General features: G+C 65.2%; 24 protein-coding genes. 14 read left to right on the forward strand and 10 right to left on the reverse strand.

The annotated features are described in order from the left end of the window. Nucleotides 1–3 precede the first annotated feature (3 nt). The 9 genes from ACEN8I_RS08160 to ACEN8I_RS08200 all read left to right on the forward strand — a co-directional run bounded on the left by ACEN8I_RS08160 (nucleotide 4) and on the right by ACEN8I_RS08200 (nucleotide 8,126). The gene (locus ACEN8I_RS08160) at nucleotides 4–1,317 is read left to right on the forward strand and encodes an aromatic ring-hydroxylating dioxygenase subunit alpha (protein ID WP_413327834.1); all 1,314 of its coding nucleotides are present in this window, start codon (nucleotides 4–6) and stop codon (nucleotides 1,315–1,317) included. After that, the gene (locus ACEN8I_RS08165) at nucleotides 1,314–1,802 is read left to right on the forward strand and encodes an aromatic-ring-hydroxylating dioxygenase subunit beta (RefSeq protein ID WP_413327835.1); all 489 of its coding nucleotides are present in this window, start codon (nucleotides 1,314–1,316) and stop codon (nucleotides 1,800–1,802) included. Before ACEN8I_RS08160 ends, ACEN8I_RS08165 begins: the two co-directional genes overlap by 4 nt. A 3-nt stretch (nucleotides 1,803–1,805) precedes the next feature. After that, nucleotides 1,806–2,126 carry a non-heme iron oxygenase ferredoxin subunit gene (locus ACEN8I_RS08170; protein WP_413327836.1) on the forward strand — a complete coding sequence of 107 codons (321 nt, stop codon included), beginning with the start codon at nucleotides 1,806–1,808 and terminating at the stop codon, nucleotides 2,124–2,126. 99 nt (nucleotides 2,127–2,225) lie between these two features. Further along, on the forward strand, nucleotides 2,226–3,410 hold the full coding sequence (locus ACEN8I_RS08175; protein ID WP_413327837.1) for an ABC transporter substrate-binding protein: 1,185 nt from the start codon (nucleotides 2,226–2,228) through the stop codon (nucleotides 3,408–3,410). Between the two features lies 1 nt (nucleotide 3,411). Further along, the gene (locus ACEN8I_RS08180) at nucleotides 3,412–4,329 is read left to right on the forward strand and encodes a branched-chain amino acid ABC transporter permease (protein WP_413327839.1); all 918 of its coding nucleotides are present in this window, start codon (nucleotides 3,412–3,414) and stop codon (nucleotides 4,327–4,329) included. A gap of 5 nt (nucleotides 4,330–4,334) precedes the next feature. Beyond that, nucleotides 4,335–5,348: a branched-chain amino acid ABC transporter permease gene (locus tag ACEN8I_RS08185; protein ID WP_413327840.1), complete on the forward strand. Its 1,014-nt coding sequence runs from the start codon at nucleotides 4,335–4,337 to the stop codon at nucleotides 5,346–5,348. Continuing rightward, entirely contained in the window at nucleotides 5,348–6,100 is a 753-nt protein-coding gene (locus ACEN8I_RS08190; protein WP_413327841.1) for an ABC transporter ATP-binding protein, read from the forward strand. The genes ACEN8I_RS08185 and ACEN8I_RS08190 overlap by 1 nt, the downstream gene beginning before the upstream one ends. Nucleotides 6,101–6,119: 19 nt before the next feature. Beyond that, on the forward strand, nucleotides 6,120–6,833 hold the full coding sequence (locus ACEN8I_RS08195; protein WP_413327842.1) for an ABC transporter ATP-binding protein: 714 nt from the start codon (nucleotides 6,120–6,122) through the stop codon (nucleotides 6,831–6,833). Nucleotides 6,834–6,974: 141 nt separating this feature from the next. Next, complete coding sequence (locus ACEN8I_RS08200) at nucleotides 6,975–8,126, forward strand: ABC transporter substrate-binding protein (protein ID WP_413327843.1); 1,152 nt, start codon at nucleotides 6,975–6,977, stop codon at nucleotides 8,124–8,126. A 122-nt stretch (nucleotides 8,127–8,248) separates the two neighbouring features. Here ACEN8I_RS08200 and ACEN8I_RS08205 read toward each other — a convergent pair whose 3' ends face one another. From ACEN8I_RS08205 to ACEN8I_RS08230, 6 genes are all read right to left on the reverse strand, one after another. Next, nucleotides 8,249–9,412, reverse strand: coding sequence for a M20 aminoacylase family protein (locus tag ACEN8I_RS08205; protein WP_413327845.1), 1,164 nt, complete (start codon nucleotides 9,410–9,412; stop codon nucleotides 8,249–8,251). Next, the gene (locus ACEN8I_RS08210; RefSeq protein WP_413327846.1) at nucleotides 9,409–9,792 is read right to left on the reverse strand and encodes a helix-turn-helix domain-containing protein; all 384 of its coding nucleotides are present in this window, start codon (nucleotides 9,790–9,792) and stop codon (nucleotides 9,409–9,411) included. Before ACEN8I_RS08210 ends, ACEN8I_RS08205 begins: the two co-directional genes overlap by 4 nt. A gap of 122 nt (nucleotides 9,793–9,914) precedes the next feature. Further along, nucleotides 9,915–10,418 carry an Lrp/AsnC family transcriptional regulator gene (locus ACEN8I_RS08215; RefSeq protein ID WP_074579680.1) on the reverse strand — a complete coding sequence of 168 codons (504 nt, stop codon included), beginning with the start codon at nucleotides 10,416–10,418 and terminating at the stop codon, nucleotides 9,915–9,917. A gap of 43 nt (nucleotides 10,419–10,461) precedes the next feature. Further along, nucleotides 10,462–11,862: an aspartate aminotransferase family protein gene (locus ACEN8I_RS08220; RefSeq protein WP_413327847.1), complete on the reverse strand. Its 1,401-nt coding sequence runs from the start codon at nucleotides 11,860–11,862 to the stop codon at nucleotides 10,462–10,464. A gap of 294 nt (nucleotides 11,863–12,156) precedes the next feature. Next, nucleotides 12,157–13,083, reverse strand: coding sequence for a 2-hydroxyacid dehydrogenase (locus tag ACEN8I_RS08225; protein ID WP_413327848.1), 927 nt, complete (start codon nucleotides 13,081–13,083; stop codon nucleotides 12,157–12,159). A gap of 241 nt (nucleotides 13,084–13,324) precedes the next feature. After that, nucleotides 13,325–14,224 (reverse strand): GNAT family N-acetyltransferase, encoded by a 900-nt coding sequence (locus tag ACEN8I_RS08230; RefSeq protein ID WP_413327849.1) that lies wholly within the window; start codon nucleotides 14,222–14,224, stop codon nucleotides 13,325–13,327. A 339-nt stretch (nucleotides 14,225–14,563) separates the two neighbouring features. Between ACEN8I_RS08230 and ACEN8I_RS08235 the strand changes: the two genes are divergently transcribed. From ACEN8I_RS08235 to ACEN8I_RS08255, 5 genes are read left to right on the forward strand one after another with little or no spacing between them, the layout of a single operon-like run. Beyond that, the gene (locus tag ACEN8I_RS08235) at nucleotides 14,564–15,232 is read left to right on the forward strand and encodes a haloacid dehalogenase type II (RefSeq protein ID WP_413327850.1); all 669 of its coding nucleotides are present in this window, start codon (nucleotides 14,564–14,566) and stop codon (nucleotides 15,230–15,232) included. A gap of 20 nt (nucleotides 15,233–15,252) precedes the next feature. Continuing rightward, on the forward strand, nucleotides 15,253–15,612 hold the full coding sequence (locus ACEN8I_RS08240; RefSeq protein WP_413327851.1) for a cupin domain-containing protein: 360 nt from the start codon (nucleotides 15,253–15,255) through the stop codon (nucleotides 15,610–15,612). After that, on the forward strand, nucleotides 15,609–16,892 hold the full coding sequence (locus ACEN8I_RS08245; RefSeq protein ID WP_413327852.1) for an NAD(P)/FAD-dependent oxidoreductase: 1,284 nt from the start codon (nucleotides 15,609–15,611) through the stop codon (nucleotides 16,890–16,892). Before ACEN8I_RS08240 ends, ACEN8I_RS08245 begins: the two co-directional genes overlap by 4 nt. A gap of 27 nt (nucleotides 16,893–16,919) precedes the next feature. Further along, nucleotides 16,920–18,551: an ABC transporter substrate-binding protein gene (locus ACEN8I_RS08250; protein ID WP_413327853.1), complete on the forward strand. Its 1,632-nt coding sequence runs from the start codon at nucleotides 16,920–16,922 to the stop codon at nucleotides 18,549–18,551. Between the two features lie 46 nt (nucleotides 18,552–18,597). Further along, on the forward strand, nucleotides 18,598–19,773 hold the full coding sequence (locus tag ACEN8I_RS08255) for an MFS transporter (protein WP_413327854.1): 1,176 nt from the start codon (nucleotides 18,598–18,600) through the stop codon (nucleotides 19,771–19,773). 11 nt (nucleotides 19,774–19,784) lie between these two features. On the opposite strand, the gene ACEN8I_RS08260 is transcribed toward ACEN8I_RS08255, so the two are convergent. The 4 genes from ACEN8I_RS08260 to ACEN8I_RS08275 are packed head-to-tail and all read right to left on the reverse strand — an operon-like array spanning nucleotide 19,785 to nucleotide 23,375. Further along, nucleotides 19,785–20,285 carry an Lrp/AsnC family transcriptional regulator gene (locus tag ACEN8I_RS08260; RefSeq protein WP_413327855.1) on the reverse strand — a complete coding sequence of 167 codons (501 nt, stop codon included), beginning with the start codon at nucleotides 20,283–20,285 and terminating at the stop codon, nucleotides 19,785–19,787. A 32-nt stretch (nucleotides 20,286–20,317) separates the two neighbouring features. Beyond that, on the reverse strand, nucleotides 20,318–21,661 hold the full coding sequence (locus ACEN8I_RS08265) for an aspartate aminotransferase family protein (RefSeq protein ID WP_413327975.1): 1,344 nt from the start codon (nucleotides 21,659–21,661) through the stop codon (nucleotides 20,318–20,320). A 5-nt stretch (nucleotides 21,662–21,666) separates the two neighbouring features. Beyond that, entirely contained in the window at nucleotides 21,667–22,713 is a 1,047-nt protein-coding gene (locus ACEN8I_RS08270) for a phosphotransferase (protein WP_413327858.1), read from the reverse strand. Next, nucleotides 22,710–23,375 carry a haloacid dehalogenase type II gene (locus ACEN8I_RS08275; RefSeq protein WP_413327859.1) on the reverse strand — a complete coding sequence of 222 codons (666 nt, stop codon included), beginning with the start codon at nucleotides 23,373–23,375 and terminating at the stop codon, nucleotides 22,710–22,712. The genes ACEN8I_RS08270 and ACEN8I_RS08275 overlap by 4 nt, the downstream gene beginning before the upstream one ends. Nucleotides 23,376–23,466: the final 91 nt, after the last annotated feature.

Raw genomic sequence — 23,466 nt, forward strand, 5'->3', positions numbered from 1 at the left:
GCGATGACCGCATCGACCACCCCATCGACCACCCCATCGACCACCCCAACAACGACCGGATCCACCGGCACCTTTCCCGTCAAGATCCATTGGGAATCCGAAGGCACAAGCCGGATTCCCTTCATGGCGTACACCGACCCGGACCAGCACAAGAAAGAGCTCGAACGCTTTTTCTACAACAAACACTGGAACTACGTCGGCCTTGACGCCGAAATCCCCAACGCCGGCGACTTCAAGCGCACGGTGATCGGGGAACGCTCGGTGATCATGGTGCGCGACACCGACGGCGGCGTCAGTGTTGTCGAAAACGTTTGCGCCCACCGCGGCATGCAGTTCTGCCGCGAGCGCCATGGCAACAAAAAAGAGTTTGTGTGCCCTTATCACCAGTGGAGCTACACCTTGAAGGGCGACCTGCAGGGCGTGCCGTTCCGGCGCGGCGTGAAGCAGGACGGCAAGGTCAACGGGGGTATGCCGGCAGACTTCAAGACCACCGACCACGGCCTCAACAAGCTGAAGGTCGCCACGCGCGGCGGCGTGGTATTTGCCAGCTTCGACCACGGCGTCGAATCCCTGGAAGACTTCCTTGGACCGGTGATCCTCGGCTATTTCGACCGTCTCTTTGACGGCCGAAAGCTGAAGATCCTGGGCTACAACCGCCAGCGCATCCCGGGCAACTGGAAGCTGATGCAGGAGAACATCAAGGACCCCTACCACCCCGGCCTGCTGCACACCTGGTTTGTGACCTTCGGCCTCTGGCGCGCGGACAACAAGTCCGAACTCAAAATGGATGCGCGCCACCGCCATGCCGCGATGATCTCCACGCGCGGCCAGTCGGGCAAGGCGGACCAAGTCACCCAGGTCTCCAGCTTCAAGGAGAGCATGGAACTCAACGATCCGCGCTTTCTGGACATCGTGCCCGAGCCCTGGTGGGGCGGCCCGACCGCGGTGATGATGACGCTGTTCCCCAGCGTCATCCTGCAGCAGCAGGTCAACAGCGTGTCGACGCGCCACATCCAGCCCGACGGCCATGGTTCCTTCGATTTCGTCTGGACGCACTTTGGCTTTGAGGACGACACGCCAGAGATGACGCAGCGCCGGCTGCGCCAGGCCAACCTGTTCGGCCCGGCCGGCTTTGTGTCGGCCGACGACGGCGAGGTGATTGAGTTCTCGCAGCAGGGTTTCGAGCAGAAGCCCGGCCACCGCACCCTGGCCGAACTCGGCGGGCGCACGGCCGAGGACACCGACCACATGGTCACGGAAACATTGATACGCGGCATGTACCAATACTGGCGCGAAGTGATGGAGGCTGATGTATGACCACCGCCGCCGCCGTCAATTTCGAAGACTATCTGCAAATCGCGCAGCTGTATGCCGATTACGCCCAGGCGGTCGACTCGGGCAACTGGGATTTGTGGCCCGAGTTCTTCACCGAGGACTGCCTCTACAAGCTGATCCCGCGGGAAAACCATGAACGCGGTTTTCCGCTGGCAACCCTGCTTTTTGAAAGCAAGGGCATGCTGAAAGACCGTGTCTATGGCATCCGCGAGACCTTGTTCCATGACCCCTACTACCAGCGCCACGTCGTCGGTGCGCCGCTGATTCGCGCGGCCGGCGGCAATCGCTTTGAGTCGGAAGCTAACTACGCAGTCTTTCGCACCAAGTTGTCGCAAGAGTCGACAGTCTTCAATGTCGGCCGCTACATCGACGTGATCGTGCGCACGCCCGAAGGCCTGAAGTTCGCTTCGCGGCTGTGCGTATACGACAGCGAAATGATCCCCAATTCCATCATTTACCCCATCTAAATCATGAGCAACTCCAACTGGCTGGACGCCACCGAAGAAGCCGGCGTTCCTGAAGACGACGTGATCGGCCTGCAGGTCGGCGACCGCGACATCGCTCTCTACAAGGTCGAGGGCAGCATTTTCGCCACCGACAACATCTGCACCCACGGCCATGCCCGCCTGTGCGACGGCTTTCTTGACGGCTATGAAATTGAATGCCCGCTGCACCAGGGCAAGTTCGACGTGCGCAATGGTCGCGGCACCTGCGCGCCGATCACGCAAGACGTTCGAAGCTACCCCGTGCGCATCGAGGGCGGGCGTGTCTTCGTGCAAATTTCTGACTGAGCCAGCAGCCTGTCACCCCTTCACCCTTTCGTCATTCCATCACCTCATCGTCCCATCATCCGATTACCCGATTACCCGATAAACAGGAGACAACCCAGCATGAACACAGCACTCAAGACGCCTTTTCGCCGCAACGCGCTGATCGCCGCGGCCGGGCTTGCACTGGCCGGTGCCAGCCAGTTCACCGCCGCCGCCACCATCGGCTTTATGGCACCCTTGTCGGGCCCGCAGGCCATCGTCGGCCAGGACCAGGTCGACGGCTTCATGCTGGCGGTCGAGCAATTGGGCGGCAAACTCGGCGGCCAGGCCGCCACGGTGCTGAAGGAAGACGACCAGCTCAAGCCTGAGATCGGCAGCCAGATCGTGCGAAAGTTCATCGACAAGGACAAGGTCGATGCCATCGTGGGCCTGAGCTTTTCCAATGTGCTGATGGCCAGCTTGCCGCGCATCGTCGAGTCAGGCACCGTGGCCATCGCCACGAATGCCGGCCCGTCGCCGCTGGCCGGCGCGGGTTGCAAGGCCAATGTGTTTTCCGCCGCGTGGCAGAACGACAGCGCCGCCGAAGCCATGGGCAAGCTGGCCCAGGACAAGGGCCTGAAAAAAGTCTACCTGATGGCACCCAACTACCAGGCCGGCAAAGACATGCTGGCCGGCTTCAAACGCTACTTCAAGGGCCAGGTCGTGGACGAGGTTTACACGCAGGTGAACCAGCCTGACTATTCCGCCGAACTGGCGCAGCTGCAGGCTGCCGCACCCGACGCGGTGTTTGTGTTCTACCCGGGCGGCATGGGCGTCAACTTCATCAAGCAGATGAGCCAGGCCGGCCTGATGGCCAAAGTGCCGCTGTATTCCGTCTTCACGGTCGATGGCACAACCTTGCCGGGCCTGCGCGACGCGGCCGTTGGCAGCGTCAGCGGTGCGATGTGGGACGCGGCGCTTGACACGCCGGAGAACAAAAAGTTCGTTGCCGACTTCGAACGCAAATACAAACGCACGCCCAGCGCGTACGCGGCGACGGCCTACGACGCGGCCAACATCCTGAATATCGCCCTGGGCAAGGCCAAGGCCGGCGATGCCAAGGCACTGGCCGCGGCGGTCAAGGCCGCCGGCAGCGAGTTCAAGTCGGTGCGCGGCACATTCGCGTTCAACAACAACAACCTGCCGGTGCAGAACTACTACGCGTTCGAAGCCGTCAAGAGCGGCGGCAACGTCGTCGGAAAGCTCATCGCCACACCCTTGCCCAAGCAGAGCGATGCCTACCACGCGCAGTGCGCGCTGAAGTGACATGAACGGCACGATTGTTTTCGCGCAGCTGCTCAACGGCCTGCAGTACGGTGTCCTGCTGTTTTTGCTGGCGGCAGGCCTGACGCTGGTCTTCGGCATCATGAGCTTCGTCAACCTGGCGCACGGCTCGCTGTACATGATGGGCGCGTACTTCGCGGCCACGGCCTTCCAGTACACCGGCTCCTTCGGGCTGGCCCTGCTGGCGGCGATGCTGGGCTCGCTGCTGTTGGGCCTGACGCTGGAGTTCATCGCGGTCGCGCGCCTCTACCGGCGCGACCATCTTGACCACGTGCTGGCCACCTTCGGCCTGGTCTTGTTCTTCAATGAACTGGTGCGCATCATCTGGGGCCCGCAGCCGGTATTTTTGCAAGTGCCTGAATTTCTGAGCGGCGCCATTCCTATCGCCGGCTTCAGCTACCCGGCCTACCGCTTCGCGACCATCGTCGTCGGGCTGGTGGTTGCGGTGGGGTCCTGGCTGCTGATCAACAAGACCCGCGTGGGCATGCTGATCCGGGCCGGCGCGGTGAACCCCGGGATGGTCGCCGCGCTCGGCGTCAATATCCGCCTGCTCAATGCCATGCTGTTCGCGGTCGGCGCCATGCTCGCGGGCCTTGCCGGCGCGATGGCCGGGCCCATCCTGTCGGTGCAGTCCGGCATGGGCGAGTCGGTGCTCATCACGACACTGGTCGTCATCGTGATTGGCGGCATCGGCTCGGTCACAGGCGCTTTTTATGCCGCGCTGATTGTCGGCATCGTCGACACCCTGGGCCGCGCATTTTTGCCCTTCATGCTGCGGCAGGTCACCGAGCGCTCGCTCGCCGACGCGGCCGGCCCGGCGCTGGCCTCCATGCTGGTCTACCTGCTGATGGCGGTGGTTCTGGCCTGGCGCCCGCAAGGCCTCTTTCCAGCCAACAGGTGAAAACCATGAGCCCACTTCTTTCACGCCCCAGCGCCTGGGTTCCCCTGCTGGTCCTGCTGTTGCTGGCGACCGTGCCCTTCGTCGCGCAGGCTACCGGCCAGCCGTTTTATGTCGCGTTCTTCGCGCGCATCATCATCTACGCCATTGCCGCCTGCGCGCTGAACATGGCGCTGGGTTACGGCGGGCTGGTCAGCTTCGGCCATTCGCTGTTTCTCGGGCTCGGAGGGTATGCCGTCGGCCTGGCCTCTTTTCATGGCGTCGGCAATGGCTGGATGCACCTCGCGTTGTGCCTGGGCGTGTGCGGCCTGGTCGCGCTGGTCACAGGTGCCATCAGCTTGCGCACCAGCGGCATCGCCTTCATCATGATCACGCTGGCCTTTGCGCAGATGGGCTACTTCCTGTTCGTGAGCTTGAAGAACTACGGCGGCGATGACGGAATGTCCATCGCCCAGTCCAGCCGTTTCGGCCCGCTTGACCTGTCATCCGCGACCAACGTCTACACCCTGGCCTTCGTAGTTCTGGTCCTGTCGATCTGGTGGCTGGCCCGGCTGCGCGTTGCGCCCTTCGGCATGGTGATCCGTGGGGCCAAACAGAATGCACGCCGCGTCAATGCCGCCGGCATCCCGGTGCTGCGCTACCAGTTGCTGGCCTATGTGATGTCGGGCATGTTGTGCGGTGTGGCCGGCCTGCTGCTGGCCAACCTCAATGCCTTCGCCTCGCCCAGCACGCTGGCCTGGTCGGTCTCGGGCGAGCTCATCGTCATCGTGGTGATCGGCGGTCTGGGCACGGTGTTCGGCCCCCTGATGGGTGCGCTGGTTTTCCTCGGCCTGGAAGAAGTCCTGAAGGGATTGACCGAACACTGGATGGTCGTCTTCGGTCCCTTCATCGTCATTGTCACGCTCCTGGGAAACCGCGGGATCATCGGGCTGCTGCAGCGCTTTGATTCCCGGGGAAAGCCGGCCCCAAAAGCCGCTTCATCGGCCGTTGCGGCGACGGATGCCGCGCAAGGAGCCCTGTAATGGCCAGCGTACTTCGCACTGAATCACTCACCAAACGCTACGGCGCGCTGCTGGTCACCGACTCGGTGTCGCTCGACATCGGCGAGGGAGAACTGCACGCCATCATCGGTCCCAACGGCGCCGGCAAGACCACGCTGATCAACCAGCTGTCGGGCGAGCTGGCGCCGAACAGCGGCCGCGTCTGGTTCGACGGCGCGGATGTGTCCGCCTTGCCTATCCATGAACGCGCCAGGCGTGGTTTGTTGCGCTCCTACCAGATCACCTCGATCTTTGAGGACTTCAGCGTGCTGGAGAACGCCACGTTCGCGGCGCTCGGTTCACGCCAGCATGCCTTCAAGTTCTGGACGCCGATGCTGGCGGACAAGAAAGCACGCAAATTCGCCGAAGAAACGCTGGCAGCCACCGGCCTCTCGCATCGCCTCCATGTTGCGGCGGCCGACCTGGGGTATGGCGAGCGCAGGCAGCTGGAGCTGGCCATGAGCCTGGCCGCCGGGCCGAAGTTCCTGCTACTGGACGAACCCATGGCCGGCATGAGTGTTCAGGAATCCGCCGCCGTCATCTCGCTGCTGAAAAGCCTGAAACGGCTCTACACCATCCTGCTGGTCGAGCACGACATGGATGCAGTGTTTGCGCTGGCTGACCGCATCAGCGTGCTGGTCTACGGCAAGATTTTGTTTACCGGCACACCTGAGGAAATCCGTAATCACCCGGAAGTGCGGGCGGTCTACCTCGGTGAAGAAGCTCAAGCATAGAGCGGATAAGGAAAAAATCATGACGCCATTTTTATCCGTCCAAGGCTTGCAGGCTTCCTACGGCCATGCGCAGGCGCTGTTTGACATCTCGTTCGACGTCGGCCCGGGTGAGGTGGTCACCCTGCTGGGGCGCAACGGCATGGGCCGCTCCACCACCGTCAAATGTTTGTTCGGCATGCTGCCCGTAGCCTCCGGTAGCGTGTCGGTGGCCGGTGCCCGTGTAGACCATTTGCCTTCGCACCGCATCGCGCGCCAGGGCCTGGCGCTGGTGCCCGAAGGCCGGCAGGTGTTTCCCAATCTGACGGTCGAGGAAAACCTGGTGGCGACCGCTCGCGACGACAAAAAAAGCCATGGAAAAACCTGGGATCTGCGCCGTGTCTATGCCTTTTTCCCACGCTTGAAAGAGCGTCGCGCTAATTTGGGATCACAGCTGTCGGGGGGCGAGCAGCAGATGCTGGCCATCGGCCGCGCGCTGATGACCAACCCGCGGCTGCTGGTGCTCGACGAAGCCACAGAGGGCCTGGCCCCCGTGATTCGAAACGAAATCTGGCGTGCCCTTGCCGACTTGAAGAAGGAGGGCTTGTCGCAGATCGTCATCGATAAAAACGTGAAAGCGCTGATGGGCCTGGCCGACCGGCACTTTGTGATCGAAAAAGGCCGCGTGGTCTGGCAAGGCAACTCAGATGAATTGCGCGGGCAGCCTGAGATCGTTCATCAATACCTGGGAGTCTGAATCATCTTCACAGCAAGTTCGGCGACCGAACTTATTGCTTGAGGCTTGCGTTCGGCCAGCGTAGTACGACATCTCGGGGTTTAACCCATTTGAACTACTTTGCTTTGATGGTGTACTGGCTAAAGTAATAAAGGAGACAACATGGCTCTCAATCGCACCCACCTCAAGGCCACAATGGCCGCGCTTGTGATCCTGGCCTTGCCGATGTCCAGCCACGCCATCGAGCTTGTCTTCGGACAGGTCGCTTCGCAGACCAATCCGACATCGGCTGCGAACGCCAAAGGCATGGCGGCGGGTATCCAGGCCTATTTCGACAAAGTCAATGCGGGCAGCACCCTGCAGGGCAACAAGCTCAAACTGGTCACACTCGACGACGGCCTGCAAGCCCCGAAGATGGTTGAGCTGACCCAGCAACTCATCGGCGATCCGGCGGTGGTAGGGCTGTTGGGCTTTCTCAACAGCGCTGGTCTTGCCGAAATCGCCAAGCAGGACTTGCCGGGCAAGAGCGGCATCGCGCTGATTGCGCCGCTGCAGGGCGACAAAAATGTGGTTTCCGCCAGCAATGTGTTCCCCCTGCGCAGCGGCTATGCGGACGAAGTGGGCAGCCTGCTCAAGGAAGCCAAGACCTGGGGCAAGGACTCGCTGGCCATCGTCAATATGAGCGTCGCCTTCGGCCCACCCCTGGCGCAGTTGACGACCCAGCTCAGCGGGCCGCAGGGCGTCAAAATCGTGACGCAGCAGGTGCTTGACGCCGCACCCGACAAGCTGGATGCGAGTGTTCGCGCAGCCGCAGCCGCCATCACGGAGATCCGCCCCAAGGGCATTATTTTGCTGGCTGCGGGCAAGCCCGCATTTGAATTCGTCAAGGCTGTCCGCGACGTCCCCGGGGGGGCGGTGCAGATCTACGGCCTGTCGGTGCTGCTGCACGACGGCTTGGTCAATGCCGTCGGCAAGGACAAAGCACGCGGCATCGTGTTGAGTCAGGCGGTGCCTTTCCCCTTCGTTCCTTCCAAGCCGGTCATCACCGAATATCAAGCTGACATGAAGAAGTACGCACCGGGCGAGGCCCTGTCTTTCTCAAGCCTCGAAGGGTATATGGGCGCCAAGATCGCTGTGGAAGCTGTACGGCGTGCGGGCAAGACACCGACCCGCGCCGGCGTGCTGCAAGCCTTGTCCAACCTGGGCGAATACAACCTTGGAGGTGTCTTTGTCAACTACACAGCCAACCAGCGGACCGGTTGGGGCGGTGTAGATCTCTCCATCGTGAATTCCAACGGTAACCTTCAAAAATAGCTTCAAAAATTGCGACCGCCGACTCGACGGAACCGAAATGGTGTACGTCGCCCGCTTTGTGAGCGCCAAATTCGTGCCCATCCACATGCCCTGATGGCGGTCACGGTGCGCGCGAGCGCATATCAGCCTGCAAGCGCAATACAAGCCACCTGAGCCAGCCACGCGATACCCAGCGGCAGGACCTCGTCGTTGAAGTCGTAGCTGGGATGGTGCAATGACGGGCTGTCTTCGCGCCGGGAGGTGGCGGCCTGGCCCAGCCAGAGGTAGGCGCCGGGCCTGGCCTGGAGCATGAAGGCAAAGTCCTCGGAGGTGAAGGCCGCCGAGGGCGCCATCGAGGCCTTCAGCCCCGCCGCCTCGGCGGCGCGCAGGGCCAGAGCCGCTTCCTGCGGCGTGTTCACGGTGGCGGGGTAGTAGCGCACATACTCCACTTCGATCGCGGTGCCTGTCGCCTGGGCCACGCCTTGCGCGATCTGCCGGATGGCGGCTTCGATGGTGTCCTGCACGTCCGCATCGAAACTGCGCACCGTGCCCGTGAGTTCGACCGCCGAGGGCAGCACGTTGTGGGACTGGCCGCCGCTGATGCGTGTGACCGAGAGCACCGCGTTTTCGGTCGGTGGAATCCGGCGTGAGGTGATGGTGTGCAGTTGCGAGACCAGCTCGCTGGCGGCGAGCACCGCATCGGGCGTGCGGTGCGGCTGGGCCGCATGGCCGCCGCGGCCGCGGACCACGATGTCGAAGCGGTCCGCCGCCGCCATGATGGCGCCCGGCCGCGTCTGGGCGGTGCCGGCGGGCAGCTCCGGCCAGTTATGCAGGGCGTAGACCGCGTCGCAGGGGAAGCGCTTGAAGAGCCCTTCCTGGACCATCACGCGTGCGCCGCCCCGGCCTTCCTCGGCCGGCTGGAAGATGAAGTTGACGGTTCCGTTGAAACGGCGCGTGCGCGCCAGGTGGCGTGCCGCGCCCAGCAGCATGGCGGTATGCCCGTCGTGCCCGCAGCCGTGATGGATGCCGGGGAAACGGCTGAGGTGCGGCCTCTCGCCTTGCTCAAGAATCGGCAGTGCGTCCATGTCGGCGCGCAAGCCCACGCTGCGCCCTGCGGTGCCGGCGCGCAGCACGCCGACAACACCGGTGCCGCCTATGCCTTCATGCACCTCCAGCCCCAGCTCGCGCAGGGCCGAGGCGACGATGCCGGCAGTGCGGTGCTCCTTGAAGGCCAGTTCCGGGTGCGCGTGCAGGTCGCGCCGCAGCGCGACCAGCTCGGGCAGCAGGTCCGCAATCTCCCTGGTCATTGGAAGGCCTGGCGTGCCGCCCGCGGCTGGCTGGCGGCTGTGAGGTACTGCCCGGGCGTCATGCCGAACACGGTCTTGAAGTGCCGCGAGAGATGGCTTTGGTCGTAGAAGCCCGCCTCGCTGGCCGCGCTGGCGACCGGCATGCCCTGCCGCATCAGGGCTTGCGCCCGCGCCAGGCGCAGCCGGCAGATGTAGCGATGCGGGGACACCCCCACCTGCTGTCGGAACACGGTGGCGAAGCGCCATATGCTGAGCCCGGCGAGATCGGCCAGCTCCGTCAGCGACAGCGCCTGGTTGAGGTTCTCGTGGATGTGCCGCTGCACACGCTGGATCGCTGCGGCCGAGCGGGCAGGCGCCGGGATGCGGGGAGGAGGGTTCATGCTACCAAGCGTAGGCCGGCCCCACCGGAGATGGCACCGGAAACAGGCGCCGGTGCAGCAGCAAATGTCGAATCAGGTCGGGCTGCAGCAAAAGCTGCGGCCCCCCGGCCTGCTCGGCGCGCTCAGGCGTGGGGCTGCATCAGCTGCTCGATGGGGTAGTAGTTCTTGACGAAGGGCGTCTTGATCACGATGTAGCTGAAGTACTTTTCGATGCCGATGTTGGCCTCCAGCAGGCCTTCGACGATCTCCTGGTAGTGGTTCACGCCGCGCGTGACGAACTTCAGCAGGTAGTCGTAGCCGCCGCTGACCAGGTGGCATTCCACAATCTCGTCGATGGGGCGTATGCTCATTTCGAACTTGACGAAGTCCTCGCGCTTGTGGTCCTGCAGCGTGACTTCGGTGAACACCAGCAGCGTGTCGCCCAGCTTCTCGAGCCGGATCTGCGCGCCGTAGCCGGCGATGTAGCCGGCCTGCTCCAGCCGCTTCACGCGCACGAGGCAGGGGCTGGGCGACAGGCCGACGGCATCGGCGATTTCAACGTTCGAGGCGCGCCCGTTTTTTTGCAGGTGGCACAGGATTCGAAGGTCGAGGCGGTCGAGTTTTGGGTTGCCGGTGGAGGTATTCATTGATAACCCCATTTAAGCAAGTTCCACGCCCAAGTCAATCAGGTCAAGCCAGGGCGCGCCGCACGTCGGGCTGCTCAAGCACGGTGTCCAGCGTGCGGTTCAGCCGCTCGAACATCTGCTCGAATTCCGAGGGTGTGAAGCACAAGGCCGGCGCGAAACCCAGGATGCTGTCGCCGAAAGCGCGGAAGATAAGGCCGTTCTCGTAAGCCGCTTTGGCGATGCGGTCGGGCAGTTGCAGCGCGGGGTCGAAGCTGGCCTTGGTGTATTTGTCGCTCACCAGTTCGAGTGCGCCCAGCAGGCCGCGCGAGCGCGCGTCGCCCACCAGCGGATGGCGCAGCATGGACCGCAAGCCGGCTTCGAAGTGGGGCGCGACGCGCTGGCCGTTGGCGAGGATGCCGCCTTCTTCGTAAAGCCGTATGACTTCCAGTGCCACCGCGGCGCTGACCGGGTGCGCGGAATAGGTGGCGCCGTGGCCCACCAGGGCGCCGGCCGGCGTGCCGTCGGCAATGCCCGCGTACACGCGCTCTGACATGAGCAGCGCGCCCATAGGCGCATAGCCGGACGTCAGTCCCTTGGCAACCGTCATCAGGTCCGGCGACACGCCCTCGGCTTCGCAGGCGAACATCGGGCCGGTGCGGCCGAAACCGGTGATCACCTCGTCAGCCACGAACAGGATGTCCAGCTCGCGGCAGGCCTGGTGCATGGCCTTGAGCCAGCCCTCGGGCGGCACGATCACGCCGCCCGAGCCCTGGATAGGTTCGCAGAAGAAGGCCGCGACGTTTTCAGCGCCCAGCGTGTTCACCTTCTCGCGCAGGGCGGCCACCGAAGCCGCGATCAGCGCCTGCGGATCGCTGCCCACCGGGCTGCGATAGGGGTAAGGCGAGGGGATGTAATGCTGGTCGGGGCGCGGCAGGTCGAAGCCGCGGTGGAAGGCGGGCAGGGCCGTCAGGCCCGCGCCGGTGGAGGATGAGCCGTGATAGCCGCGTTCCAGCGCGATGAAGTGCTTCTTGCGCGGCCGGCCCGTCGCGTTGTAGTACTGCACGATGAGGCGGACTGCCGCATCGACGGCCTCGGAGCCGCCCAGGGTGAGGTACACATGCTCCAGCCCGGGCGGCGCGATTTCCACCAGTTTGGCGGCCAGGCGTATGGCCGGCTCGCTGGCGTAGCTGAAATAACCCGTCGCGTAGGGCAGCTCGCGCATCTGGCGCGCGGCGGCTTCCACGACGCTTTCGTGGCCGTAGCCGATGTTGACGCACCACAGGCCCGCGAAGGCGTCGAGCAGTTCGCGGCCGTCGGCGTCGCGCAGCCAGGCGCCCTTGCCGGAGCGCAGCACCGTGGCGCCGCGTTGCTCATGGCCGCGCCAGTTGGCCACGGGGTGGATCAGGTGCGCCCGGTCGAGCGCCACCAGCGAAGAATCGAGGGAAAGGGTTTTGGTGGACATCATGGGCACAAGCTTAGGCGCGAGTGCGCAGCGGGTGCTGCGGCTTGCCCCCCGGCGCACGCACGACCATGCTGTTGTTCGTGCGCGGACGGTAGAAGATTCTGCGGCGCCCCGGGAGGGGCTCCAGGCTCGAGGCTCGGCTTTTAGTGCACCTCTTTCAAGGTCTTTGTTTTACTCCCTCTCCCCCTGGGAGAGGGCGGGGGTGAGGGCGCCGGGCGATTGATCCGGATGCTGCGCCCAAACCTGTCGCCGCGGCCCTCACCCCAACCCTCTCCCAAAGGGAGAGGAGGAGAGACCTTAGTAACCGCGCGAGCGGTCCACCACACCTTCGAGCGGCAGGCCGGCCTCGTAGCGCCGCAGGTTGTCCAGCAGCGCTTCGCCTGCGGTTTCGGCCTGGGTCGCGCTGGCGATATGGGGCGTGAGCCAGATACGCGGATGCTTCCAGAACGGGTGGCCCTGCGCCGGAGGCTCCGGTTCGCAGACATCCAGGACCGCGGCCGAAAGCCGCCCGTTTTCCAGCGCGGCCAGCAAATCCGCTTCCACCAGGTGGCCGCCGCGCGCGGCGTTGACGAGGCAGGCGCCTTCGGGCAGCGCGTCGAACACGCGCCGGCCCAGGATGCCGCGCGTTTCAGGCGTGAGCGGCAGCATGCACACCAGGATGTCGGTGCGGGCCAGGAACTCATCGAGTTCCGCCTCGCCGCTGTAGCAGCGCACGCCCGGCTCGTTGCGGCGCGAACGGTTCCAGCCCGCGCAGTCAAAGCCCAGCAGCCGCAATTGTGCAAGGGCGGCGCGCCCCAGCATGCCCATGCCCATCACGCCCACGCGCCGCGTGGAGGCCGGCCGCACGGGGTGATCCTTCCACTGGCTGCGCCGCTGCTGGTCGAGGTAGAGCGGCATATCGCGATGCAGCGACAGCACGGACCAGCTGACGTACTCGCACATGCAGGCCGTCAGGCCCGGCTCCACCATGCGCACGACGGTCAGCTCCGGCGGCAAGGCCGAAAAGTCAAACTGGTCCACGCCCGCCCCGACCGAGAACAGGATCTCCAGGCTGGGAAGCGTTTCAGCCAGGCGCGGCGGAGGCTCCCAGGCCGCGAGAAAGCGCACCTGATCCGGGTTTGGCACCTCGGGCCAGGTCCAGAAGGGCAGTTGCGGCATCCCGCGCGCGAACTGCTCTGCCCACACCGCCCCGCGCTGCGCGGGGCCCTTATATAAAAAAGCCATCTTTAGATTTCCATGCAATTCGGCAGAACCCGCGATCTGTGAATGTGGGCAGCCAAAACCAGTGCCCGCGCGGAACCGGCTTTGCCGGGCCGCAGAGTGGCCTTGCAGGCCGCGTGGCTGCCAGAGGCAACCACCGCTCGCCCCGTCCAGACCGACGCAGGTCGGTCTGGAGCCGCGGGTCTCGCCCCCCTGAGGGGGGAGCAGGCTACACGAAGTGAGCCTGAACGGGGGTGGGCCATTTCTAGCCCATAGCCTGACTGACAAGCGCCCAGCCGCCTACGGCCGGCCCACGCTCCAGCGGCCCGCCGCGCACCATGGTCGTCACCGTGTCCACGCGGGGCAGGCCCTGTGCCTCCAGCCATTCAGGCAGCCCGCTGGCAGCGTCGACGTCGATGCGCAGGAACTTGCCTGCATAGTGGCTGCACCAGTGGCCTATGAGTGCCTGCGCCCCCGCGAGATCGGGTGCCACCACGGGGCCGATGGCGTGGCCGCGCCCGAAGCGCCGCACGACGGAAAAGCCGACGGCTTCGCCCCCGCTTGCCAGCACCACCGCTTCGCCGTCGGCCAGCAGTTTGCGCAGCATCGCTTCACGCGGCATGCCGGCGCTTCGCGCATCGAGCGCGGCCAGTGTCTTCGCGTCGTTGCGGCCCAGCGGGCGCAGCCGCATGCCTTGCGGCAGGGCCACCAGCTGGGCCGGGGTCGCCAGGCCCTGGTGCTGCCGGACCTCGCCCGTGATCGCAAAGCCCATGCGTTCGTACAGGCCGCGGCCTTCGGGCGTGGCGTGCAGCAACACGGTGCGCCCGTCCAGCCCGGCCATCACCGCGTGCATGAGGTGCTGGCCCACGCGCTGCCCCTGCATGCGCGGCGCCACCACCACCAGGCCCACCGTCGCGTGCTGTTTGCCCCACTGCCAGTGCACAGCCGTGCCCACCAGTTCACCGTCGCGCACCGCGGCCACGCCCTGGCCGTGCGCTACGGCGAACTGCCAGTCTTCCAGCCGGTGCGGCCACTGGAACTCGCGCGACAGCGCTTGCGCGGCTTCGAGGTCATCCACCTTCAGGCGCCGTAACGACACCCCGTCGGGCAGGGCGCGGCCCACCGCCGCAAGTGCGGCCTGTGGATCAAATATGTGGTCGGACATAGGGCTTTCCTTCAAAACTTCCGCTCGTCAATACATCGATACATCGATCGCGGTTTGGGGGTGATGATGCTTGGCGGGGTGATTTGAGGCTTGTACGATCTTGGCGCCCGCCGCCGCCGCCCGCAGAACGGCACAAAGCGCCTCGTGCCCGCCGCAGTCCGGATGAATACTTTGCGCGTACCGCGCAGAACCGCAACAACTGCGGCGAAGGCTGCCTACGATTGCTTTCTGTATTGAAGCGATTGAATCGATTGAACCACCACTTTCATCACGTCACCACGTCACCACGTCACCACGTCACCACGTCACCACGTCACCACACCACCAACGAGGCAAACCATGATCTTCCGGCCCAAATACATCACTTTCGACTGCTACGGCACGCTCACCAACTTCCGCATGGCCGAAGTGGCCTACCAAATCTATGCCGGCCAGCTGCCCCCCGAGCGGCTCAACCAGTTCGTGAAAGACTTCGCCGCCTATCGCCTGGACGAGGTCATGGGCGACTGGAAGCCTTACGACCAGGTGCTCAAATCTGCGATCTCCCGCAGCTGCAAGCGCTACGGCGTGGTTTACCGCGACGAAGACGGCCAGAAGTTCTACGACGCCGTGCCCACTTGGGGCCCGCACGCCGATGTGCCGGAAGCCCTCACGCGCATCGCCAAAGAAATCCCGCTGGTGATCATCTCCAACGCCATGAACGAGCAGATCCATTCCAACGTGCGCAAGCTCGAGGCGCCCTTTCACAAGGTCTACACCGCGCAGGACGCCGGCGCCTACAAGCCTCGCCTGCAGGCCTTTGAGTACCTGCTGGACCAGCTCGGCTGCGCGCCCGAAGACATCCTTCATTGCTCTTCCAGCCCGCGCTACGACCTCATGCCCGCCCACGACCTGGGCATCAAGAACAAGGTGTTCGTCAACCGCAACCACGAACCCCGGGCCAACGAGGCCTACAGCTTCGCCGAGATCCGCGACATCAGCGGCCTGCCGGCGCTGGTTGGTTTGTGATGGTGAAAGGACCCGAACCCATGAGCAACCTGACCTTCTTCAAACTCGGCGATCTCGGCCCCGGCCGCGAAAGCCTCCCCGTGCCCGAGCGCTTGCTCGAGGGCGATCCGCGCTTCACGAACTGGGACGTGGATCAGACCGCCGACGGCAAGCTGCGCACCGGCGTGTGGCAGACCACGCCCGGCACGCTGCGCTCCATCAAGGGCGGCGTCTGGGAGTTCTGCTACATCCTGTCGGGCGTCTCGGAGCTGGTCGAGGACGGCGGCAAGACCTACCGCGTGCAGGCCGGTGACGCCTTCGTGATGAAGCCCGATTGGGTGGGCGTGTGGCGCTGCATCGAGACCACGCGCAAAATCTGGACCATTTACGGCAGCGCATGAAGCTCGAATCCTTCTGGACCGATACCACCGCGCCCTTCGAAGGCCGCAGTGACGAGCTGCCCGTCAAGGCCGACGTGGTGGTTGTGGGCGGCGGTTTCACCGGCCTGTCGGCGGCCCGCAGGCTGGCCATGCGCGGCGCCCGCGTGGTGGTGCTGGAGGCATCGGTGGTGGCCGCCGAGGCCTCGGGCCGCAACGGCGGCCATGTGAACAACGGCCTGGCCGTGGACTATGCCACCGTCGCCGCACGCGTGGGCGTTGAACGCGCCGCCGCCTGGTACCGTGCCTACGACGACGCGGTGGACACCGTGGAGCGCATCGTGCGCGAAGAGGAGATTGCCTGCGATTTCCATCGCCGCGGCAAGCTCAAGATCGCCGGTCGGCCTGCCCATTACGAGGCGCTGGCGCGCGGCTTCGAGCGCCTGCGCCGCGAAGCGGATTCCGAGGTCGAACTGGTGCCGCCGCAACGCATCCACGAAGAGGTCGCTTGCGACCGGTTCGCCGGCGGCCTGCTGTTCAAGAAAAGCGCGCAGATGCACATGGGCCAGTTCGGCCGGGGCCTGGCGGAAGCAGCAGCCCGGCGCGGCGCGCTGATCTATGACCACGCGCCGGTGCAAAAGCTGCAGCGCCTGCACGGCCATGCCTACCGCGTGCACACGCCGCGCGGCACCGTGGACGCCGACCAGGTGCTGGTGGCCACCGGCGCCACGCGCCATGGCGCGTTCTCCAGCTTCTCTTACTGGCGGCGCCGCATTGTGCCCATCGGCAGCTTCATCATCGTGACCGAGCAGCTCGATGCCGCCATGGTGAAAGCGCTGTTACCGCAGCGCCGCACCTACACCACCACCGACACGCTGCACAATTACTTTCGCCTCACGCCCGACAACCGCCTGGTGTTCGGCGGGCGCGCGCGCTTTGCGCTGTCCAGCCCGCGCTCCGACGCCAAGAGCGGCCAGGTGCTGCGCGAGCAGATGGTGGCGATGTTTCCGCAACTGCGCGACGTGCGCATCGCCTACTGCTGGGGCGGCATTGTCGACATGACGCAGGACCGCCTGCCCCACGCCGGCGAAACCGAGGGCCTGTATTACTCCATGGGCTACAGCGGCCACGGCACGCAGATGTCGGTGCACATGGGCGAGTGCATGGCCCGCGTGATGGCCGGCGACCTGGCGGCCAACCCCTGGCGCGACAACCCCTGGCCCGCCATCCCGGGCCATTTCGGCACACCCTGGTTCCTGCCCGCCGTGGGGCTGTACTACACGATCAAAAACAAATTCGCCTAGATTTTTCCACGCGAGGAGACATAGACAATGACAGAACAACAGCTGACAGGCAGCAGCCTGATCGGGCCGGAAGAGAGCCGCCGCATCATGGGCCAACTGCAGGGCGGCGCCAGCCGGCGCGACGTGCTGGCCATGCTGATGGCCGGCGGCATGCAGGCCACATTGGCGGGCGGCCTGGCCTGCGCGGCTGTGGCGGCGCAGGCCGCGGCACCGCGCAAGGGCGGGCGCATCAAGGTGGCCGGCGCGGCTGCCTCACTCAACGACACGCTGGACCCGGCCAAGTTCTCCAACCATAGCGACTACATCCGTGGTTGCATGTTCTACAACGGGCTTACCTCACTGGATGGCAGCCTCACACCCCGACCGGCGCTGGCTGAGGAATTCATCACCACGGACGCCACAACCTGGGTGTTCAAGCTGCGCCGGGGGGTGACCTTTCATGACGGCAAACCCTTCACGCCGGCCGACGTGGTGTTCTCCATCATGCGCCACAAGAACCCGGCGACCGGCTCCAAGGTCAAGGCGCTGGCCGAGCAGATCGAAGAGGTCAAAGCCACCGGCCCGCATGAAGTGACCATACGCCTGGCGGCGCCCAATGCCGACCTGCCCGTGATCCTCGGCACCTGGAGTTTCCTCATCCTGCGCGACGGCGTCAGCGATGTGAACGCGCACATGTCGGGTGTAGGCACCGGTCCTTACAAGCTCAAGGACTTCAAGCCAGGCGTGCGCTCTGTGGCCGTGCGCAACGACCGTTACTGGAAGCCCGACCGCCCTTATCTGGACGAGATCGAGTACGTAGGTATAGGTGACGAGGCAGCGCGCGTCAACGCATTGCTGGCCGGTGAGATCGACCTGACCATGGCGATCAAACCGCACTCGGTGGACCGCATCAAGAGCAGTAAAAAGCACGCCATCTTCGAGACCAAGGCGGGCCTGTACACCGACCTCATCATGCGCCGTGACAGCGGGCCCGGCGCCAACCCGGACTTCGTGCTGGCGATGAAGCACTTGTTCAACCGCGAGCAGATGCTCACGTCCATCCTGCTGGGTTTTGGCGAGGTGGCAAACGACCAGCCCATACACCCCAGCGACCGTTTCTATTTCAAGGGGCTCAAGCAGCGGGCCTACGACCCCGAAAAAGCCAAGTGGCATGTGCAGAAGGCCAATCTCGGCAGCGCGGCCATCCCGGTGGTGGTGTCGCCCGCAGCCTCCAATTCGGCGGAGATGGCGCTGGTGATGCAGCAGGCGGCGGGCCAGATCGGGCTTAACCTGGAAGTGCGCCCTATGCCGGCCGACGGCTACTGGTCGCAGCACTGGATGAAGCACCCCGTGGGCTTTGGCAACATCAACGCGCGGCCGTCGGCCGATTTGATGTTCACGCAATTCTTCAAATCTGATGCGCCGACCAACGAGTCTGCCTGGAAAAACCCCAAATTTGACCAGCTGCTGCTGGCCGCGCGCGCGCAACCCGACCAGGCCAAGCGCGCTAACATGTATGCCGACATGCAGGTCATGATCCATGAAGACAGCGGCATCGGCATTCCCCTCTTCATGTCCAGCATTGACGGGCACAACAAAAAGCTCAAGGGCCTGTCGCCGATCCCACTGGGCGGTTTGATGGGCTACAACTTTGCCGAGAACGTCTGGCTCGACGCTTGACGAACAGGTGGAGGTCTGACGGTCGCGCTCACAACTTTGCCATCTGATGCCTGAGTCCTCGCGACCCCGGCTGCGGGGACCAGGCGGCGAGCTGGCCCGGCTGATGCTGGCGCAGCTCTTCCTCAACGCCTGTTTCACAGGCACCCGCATGGCCGCGCCGCTGCAGGCGCTGCGCCTGGGCCATGGCGAGGCGGCCGTGGGCTTGCTGATCGCCCTCTTCGCATTGGCCCAGGTCTTTCTTGCGCTGCCCGCGGGCCGCTACTGCGAGCGCCATGGGCTGAAGCGGCCGATCGCGGCCTCGGTGGTGGTGGCCGTGGCGGGCGGTGGGCTGGCGGCGGCGTGGCCGGTGTTCCCCGTGCTGTGCGTGGGTGCTTTCCTCACCGGCGGTGCGGGCGGGGTCGCGATCATTGCGATGCAGCGCCACATGGCGCGTGTTGCGAGCGAGCCGGCCGCACTGAGGCAGGCGTTTTCGTGGCTGGCGATCGGCCTGGCCTTGTCCAATTTCCTGGGCCCGGTCCTGGCCGGCGTGGTGATCGACAGCGCCGGCTTCCGTGCGGCCTTCCTGGCCATGGCCGCGCTGCCGCTGATCGGCTGGCTGTCGCTGCGAGGCGCGGCCGACCCCGTGCCTGCCGCGCCTGGCGGCGCCGGCCGCAGCGCCGGCGCCTGGGACCTGTTGCGTGAGCCGGGCCTGCGCAGGCTGCTCATCGTCACGGGCCTGCTGTCGGCGTGCTGGGATGTTCATACCTTCGTGGTGCCGGTGCTGGGGCACGAACGAAGCTTGCCGGCGTCCGTCATCGGCGGCATCCTGGGCGCCTTCGGCATCGCCGCGGCGGCCGTGCGCCTGCTGACGCCGCTGGTGGCGGCGCAACTGCGCGAATGGGTGATCCTGTTCGGCGCGATGGTTGCCACGGCCGTCCTGTTCGGGGTGTATCCGCTGGTGCAGGCGCCGCTCGCCATGGGCGTGTGCTCGGCGCTGCTGGGTTTCAGCCTGGGCAGCACGCAGCCCATGGTGATGAGCCTGCTGCACCAGCTGTCGCCCGAGCACCGCTACGGTGAAGCGGTCGCGGTGCGCGTGATCGTGATCAACATATCGAGCGTGGGGATTCCCATGGTGTCGGGACTGGCCGGCTCGCTGATCGGCGCGGCGGGCGTCTTCTGGGCCGCGGGGATGATGGTCGGCGCAGGTGCCCGGCTGGCGGCCGGGTTCAGGCCGCGGGCTTGAGGATCGCCGCGTCAGCCTCTCTCCAGCTGCGCCGCGATGAGATTGAGCGGATGCGTGCGCTTGCGCGATGACTGGCGCAGGACGATACGGCTGGTGAATTTCCCGATCCCGATATCGTCCTGCAGCAGGCGCTCCATCAGTGCCTGGAAATGGGCGACATTCGGCGCCACGATTTTGAGCAGGTAGTCGTAACCGCCGCTGACGTTGTACCACTCCACGATTTCGCCGTGCTGGTCAATGGCCTGCTCGAACTTGCGGAAGTCCGGAGGCCGGTGGCTGCTGATCGTCACTTCGGAAAAAACCACCACGCAGTTGCCCAGCTTCTCCAGCGCGATGTCGGCGCCGTAGCCGCGAATCACGCCGATGTCCTGCAGCCGTTTGGTCCGCACCAGGCAGGGGCTCTGGCTGAGGCCGACGGCTTCGGCCAGCTCGACGTTCGAGCAACGCCCCTCGCGCTCGAGGTGCGCGAGGATTTTGAGGTCGAAGCGGTCCAGGGACATTGCGGCGGTCATGCGCGGATGGTAGCGCCGGATGCCGATAGCCGCTAGGCGGCCCGCGCTTCGGCCAGGGATTCGTCCAGCGCCTGGATGACGAGGTCGGCCTGCTCCGCCGACAGCACCAGGGGCGGACGGATCTTGAGCACGTTGTGCCCCATCGCGCAGGCGCTGATCAGCACGCCCTTGTCGCGCATGCGGTTGACCACCTGGCTCGTCAGGCTGCGGTCCGGCGCCCGCGATGCCCGGTCGGAGACGAGCTCAACCCCGACAAACAGGCCCGCGCCGCGCACGTCGCCAATGGCCTCGTGCCGGGCTGCCAGGGCGGCGATGCCGTCGTGAAGAATTTTCCCCACTTGGGCGGCATGCTGCACCAGCCCGTCGCGCTCTATGGTGTCCAGCACCGCCAGCGCCGCCGCGCAGGAAACGGTATTGCCCGCGAAGGTGTTGAAGTAGCGCGAACTCTTGCCGAATTCCGCCAGCACGTCGGCGCTTGCCAGCAGACCCGCGATGGGTTGGCCGTTGCCCATCGGTTTGCCCATGGTCACGATGTCGGGCTGCAGGTTGTGGCGCTGGAAACCCCAAAGGTGTTCGCCCGTGCGCCCGAACCCGGGCTGGACTTCGTCGGCAATGAAGAGGCCGCCCGCCCGTTTGATCGCGTCGACCGCGCCCTTCAGGAAGCCCGCCGGCCCGGGGAGTATGCCGTCGCTGGTGAACAGCGAATCGACAATCAGCGCGGCCGGCTTGATGCCATGGCGCTTCAGGTCGGCGATGGCCGCCTCGACGTCGCGGGTGAAGCGTTCGGACAGGTCGGCGCCGCCGGCGTGGTACAGGCGCGGTGCCGGCACCAGGCGCACATGCGCGCCGAGGTCGACGCTCACGCCCAGCGAGGGCGAGAACTTGGACACGGCATCGGTGATGCCGTGGTAGGCGGTGTCGGTCACAATCATGCCGGTGCCGCCGGTGTGCACCTTGGCGATGCGATAGGCGAGGTCGTTGGCCTCGCTGCCCGTGCAGGTCAGCATCAGGTGGGCGAGCTCGGTCCCGGGCACGCTGGCGAGCAGGCGTTCGGCCAGTTCGAGGATCGTGTCGTGCAGGTAGCGCGTGTTGGTTGCCAGCGTCTGCACCTGGCGGCAGATGGCCTCGGTCACCGCCGGGTGGCAATGCCCCAGCGAGGTGACGTTGTTGTAGGCGTCGAGGTAGCGGCGCCCCTCGGGGTCTATCAACCAGGCGCCTTCGCCCTTGACGATGTGCAGCGGCCGTTCATACATCAGGCGATAAGCGGGGCCGAGCAGGGCGTCGCGTCGCGCGATCATTTTCTCGGTGGCCGGGCCCACGTCGGCGCGGCCGGGGACATAGGCATTGACCATGTTGAGGTCTATCGTGCTTTTCATGCTTTTCATGGAGTGGCTCCTGTGGGTATGTGTACGCCGGCCAGCAGCCGGTCGCGTGCGGTGTCACGGGAAAGGTCGGCCATCTGGGCCAAGCCTTCCCACGCCGCGGGGTTGTGTCGCATGATGTAGGCGCGGTTCTCGGGGTAGCGCGCGGCGCGCCATTCCGAAATCAGCGCCGTGATGAGGTGGCGTGTGGCCAGGAGGTCGGCAACGATTTCCTGTTCGGCGCCGGCCAGCGGCAGCACCGCGTGGTAGGCGGCCACGAACTGGGCCGGCCCCTCGAAAGGGTCGGGGCAGCCTGCCATGTGGAAGGCGGCGGCCGTCGCCACCTCGCCGACCAGCGGCGCATGCACCATGTCGCCGAAGTCGATGATGCCCACGATGCGCGCTTGATCGTTGGGAGCGACCAGCACGTTGTAGAGGTGGTAGTCGTTGTGGATCACCTGGGACCGCAGTGATGCCAGGCGCGGCAGCACGTGCACCTTGAAGCGCTCCATGAACACCTGGGCCAGCGCGCGGCGCTTGCCGTCCACGAGGCTGTCCAGCTGTTCAGTCAGCCGGTGCGCCGTGGCGACGTTCCACAGCAAATCATGCGCCGCGCCCGGATGCGCGAAGCCTTGCAGTGCGCGGTTCAAGCCGGCAAGCCCGGCCCCCATGGCATGCCGCTGCGCGGCGGTGCGTTCGGTCTGGCGAATCTGGATGCCATCCAGGTAGCTCAGCATGCGCACGCGTGTCTGGACACCCTCGGCGAGCTTGATGGTGTCATGCGTGTGCCCTTGCAGTGTCCGCACGACGCGGGGCACCGGCTGCTCCGGCGCGGCGCGGGCAATGTGGTCCAGCGCCGCGATCTGGAAGTCGACCACCGCGGGCGGCTCGGAAGGGTTGCTGATCTTGAAGACGTAGCGGCGGCCGTCCGACGCTTCCACCAGGCAGTTCTGGTCGCGCTCGCCCGCCAGCGGCTGGGTGCGGCCCTCGATGCCGTAGAGGCGGCGGACCATCGCCTCCACCGCCGCGGGGGCGAGGTCGGGCGCGGTGGTGCTCAGCTGGGTCATAGGCCGAGCAGACCGGGAAGCTGGCGGACGTCGGTCAGCCTGCTGACGCCAAAGTTTTCGGATGTCGGCTCGTGGCCGCGATCAATAAAGGCCTTGGCCATAAAGCCCAGGTCTGACGCGGTCATCAAGTCGTAGCGAAAGCTCGACGAGACATGCATCATCTGGTCGGGCGCGCAGCCGAGCTGGTCGAACATGTATTCAAAGGTCTGGAAGCGCGGCTTGTAGGCGCGCGCTTCCTCGGCGGTGTAGACCGCATGAAACTTCGCCTTGAGGTGGGCAACGCTCGCCGGGATCAAGTCGACCATCGAATTCGACAGGATCACCAGAGGGACGTGCGGCGCGATGGCCTCCAGCACCTCGACGACGTTCGGGTGCGGTTGCCAGGTCGGGATGGCGGCGTACAGCGCCACGGCGTCCGACGGTTGGTAGTCGACACCGTGCGCCTTGCATGCCCGCAGGATCGAGTTTTCCACGACGTTGAAGAAGGGCTTCCACTCGCCCAGGACCTCGTCAAGGCGATAGGCCCGGAAGCTGTCGAGGAAGGCAGGCATGCGGCCGGCCGGCACGCGGTCTTCGAACAGGCGTTTGGCAGTGGGGCCCATCTCGAAGTTGATGAGCGTGCCGTAGCAGTCGAAACTGATGAATTTGGGTTTGAAAGTCATAGAAGGATCCACGCTGTTGGGGTGGATACAAGTCTATGAATTCGCCGCCTTTGGAAATGCCGCAATCACAGGCGGCGCAAGTGGAATCCGT

The sequence above is a fragment of the Polaromonas sp. CT11-55 genome (assembly GCF_047303325.1).
Lineage (GTDB): Bacteria > Pseudomonadota > Gammaproteobacteria > Burkholderiales > Burkholderiaceae_C > Polaromonas.

What these genes read in the sequence shown, in the direction of transcription:
- ACEN8I_RS08275 (WP_413327859.1), bottom strand. Translation starts at nt 23,375, where the DNA reads ATGACTTTCAAACCCAAATTCATCAGTTTCGACTGCTACGGCACGCTC.
- ACEN8I_RS08255 (WP_413327854.1), top strand. Translation starts at nt 18,598, where the DNA reads ATGCCTGAGTCCTCGCGACCCCGGCTGCGGGGACCAGGCGGCGAGCTG.
- ACEN8I_RS08265 (WP_413327975.1), bottom strand. Translation starts at nt 21,661, where the DNA reads ATGAAAAGCACGATAGACCTCAACATGGTCAATGCCTATGTCCCCGGC.
- ACEN8I_RS08165 (WP_413327835.1), top strand. Translation starts at nt 1,314, where the DNA reads ATGACCACCGCCGCCGCCGTCAATTTCGAAGACTATCTGCAAATCGCG.
- ACEN8I_RS08180 (WP_413327839.1), top strand. Translation starts at nt 3,412, where the DNA reads ATGAACGGCACGATTGTTTTCGCGCAGCTGCTCAACGGCCTGCAGTAC.
- ACEN8I_RS08210 (WP_413327846.1), bottom strand. Translation starts at nt 9,792, where the DNA reads ATGAACCCTCCTCCCCGCATCCCGGCGCCTGCCCGCTCGGCCGCAGCG.
- ACEN8I_RS08205 (WP_413327845.1), bottom strand. Translation starts at nt 9,412, where the DNA reads ATGACCAGGGAGATTGCGGACCTGCTGCCCGAGCTGGTCGCGCTGCGG.
- ACEN8I_RS08260 (WP_413327855.1), bottom strand. Translation starts at nt 20,285, where the DNA reads ATGACCGCCGCAATGTCCCTGGACCGCTTCGACCTCAAAATCCTCGCG.
- ACEN8I_RS08245 (WP_413327852.1), top strand. Translation starts at nt 15,609, where the DNA reads ATGAAGCTCGAATCCTTCTGGACCGATACCACCGCGCCCTTCGAAGGC.
- ACEN8I_RS08190 (WP_413327841.1), top strand. Translation starts at nt 5,348, where the DNA reads ATGGCCAGCGTACTTCGCACTGAATCACTCACCAAACGCTACGGCGCG.
- ACEN8I_RS08215 (WP_074579680.1), bottom strand. Translation starts at nt 10,418, where the DNA reads ATGAATACCTCCACCGGCAACCCAAAACTCGACCGCCTCGACCTTCGA.
- ACEN8I_RS08170 (WP_413327836.1), top strand. Translation starts at nt 1,806, where the DNA reads ATGAGCAACTCCAACTGGCTGGACGCCACCGAAGAAGCCGGCGTTCCT.
- ACEN8I_RS08185 (WP_413327840.1), top strand. Translation starts at nt 4,335, where the DNA reads ATGAGCCCACTTCTTTCACGCCCCAGCGCCTGGGTTCCCCTGCTGGTC.
- ACEN8I_RS08225 (WP_413327848.1), bottom strand. Translation starts at nt 13,083, where the DNA reads ATGGCTTTTTTATATAAGGGCCCCGCGCAGCGCGGGGCGGTGTGGGCA.
- ACEN8I_RS08240 (WP_413327851.1), top strand. Translation starts at nt 15,253, where the DNA reads ATGAGCAACCTGACCTTCTTCAAACTCGGCGATCTCGGCCCCGGCCGC.
- ACEN8I_RS08220 (WP_413327847.1), bottom strand. Translation starts at nt 11,862, where the DNA reads ATGATGTCCACCAAAACCCTTTCCCTCGATTCTTCGCTGGTGGCGCTC.
- ACEN8I_RS08250 (WP_413327853.1), top strand. Translation starts at nt 16,920, where the DNA reads ATGACAGAACAACAGCTGACAGGCAGCAGCCTGATCGGGCCGGAAGAG.
- ACEN8I_RS08200 (WP_413327843.1), top strand. Translation starts at nt 6,975, where the DNA reads ATGGCTCTCAATCGCACCCACCTCAAGGCCACAATGGCCGCGCTTGTG.
- ACEN8I_RS08175 (WP_413327837.1), top strand. Translation starts at nt 2,226, where the DNA reads ATGAACACAGCACTCAAGACGCCTTTTCGCCGCAACGCGCTGATCGCC.
- ACEN8I_RS08195 (WP_413327842.1), top strand. Translation starts at nt 6,120, where the DNA reads ATGACGCCATTTTTATCCGTCCAAGGCTTGCAGGCTTCCTACGGCCAT.
- ACEN8I_RS08160 (WP_413327834.1), top strand. Translation starts at nt 4, where the DNA reads ATGACCGCATCGACCACCCCATCGACCACCCCATCGACCACCCCAACA.
- ACEN8I_RS08230 (WP_413327849.1), bottom strand. Translation starts at nt 14,224, where the DNA reads ATGTCCGACCACATATTTGATCCACAGGCCGCACTTGCGGCGGTGGGC.
- ACEN8I_RS08270 (WP_413327858.1), bottom strand. Translation starts at nt 22,713, where the DNA reads ATGACCCAGCTGAGCACCACCGCGCCCGACCTCGCCCCCGCGGCGGTG.
- ACEN8I_RS08235 (WP_413327850.1), top strand. Translation starts at nt 14,564, where the DNA reads ATGATCTTCCGGCCCAAATACATCACTTTCGACTGCTACGGCACGCTC.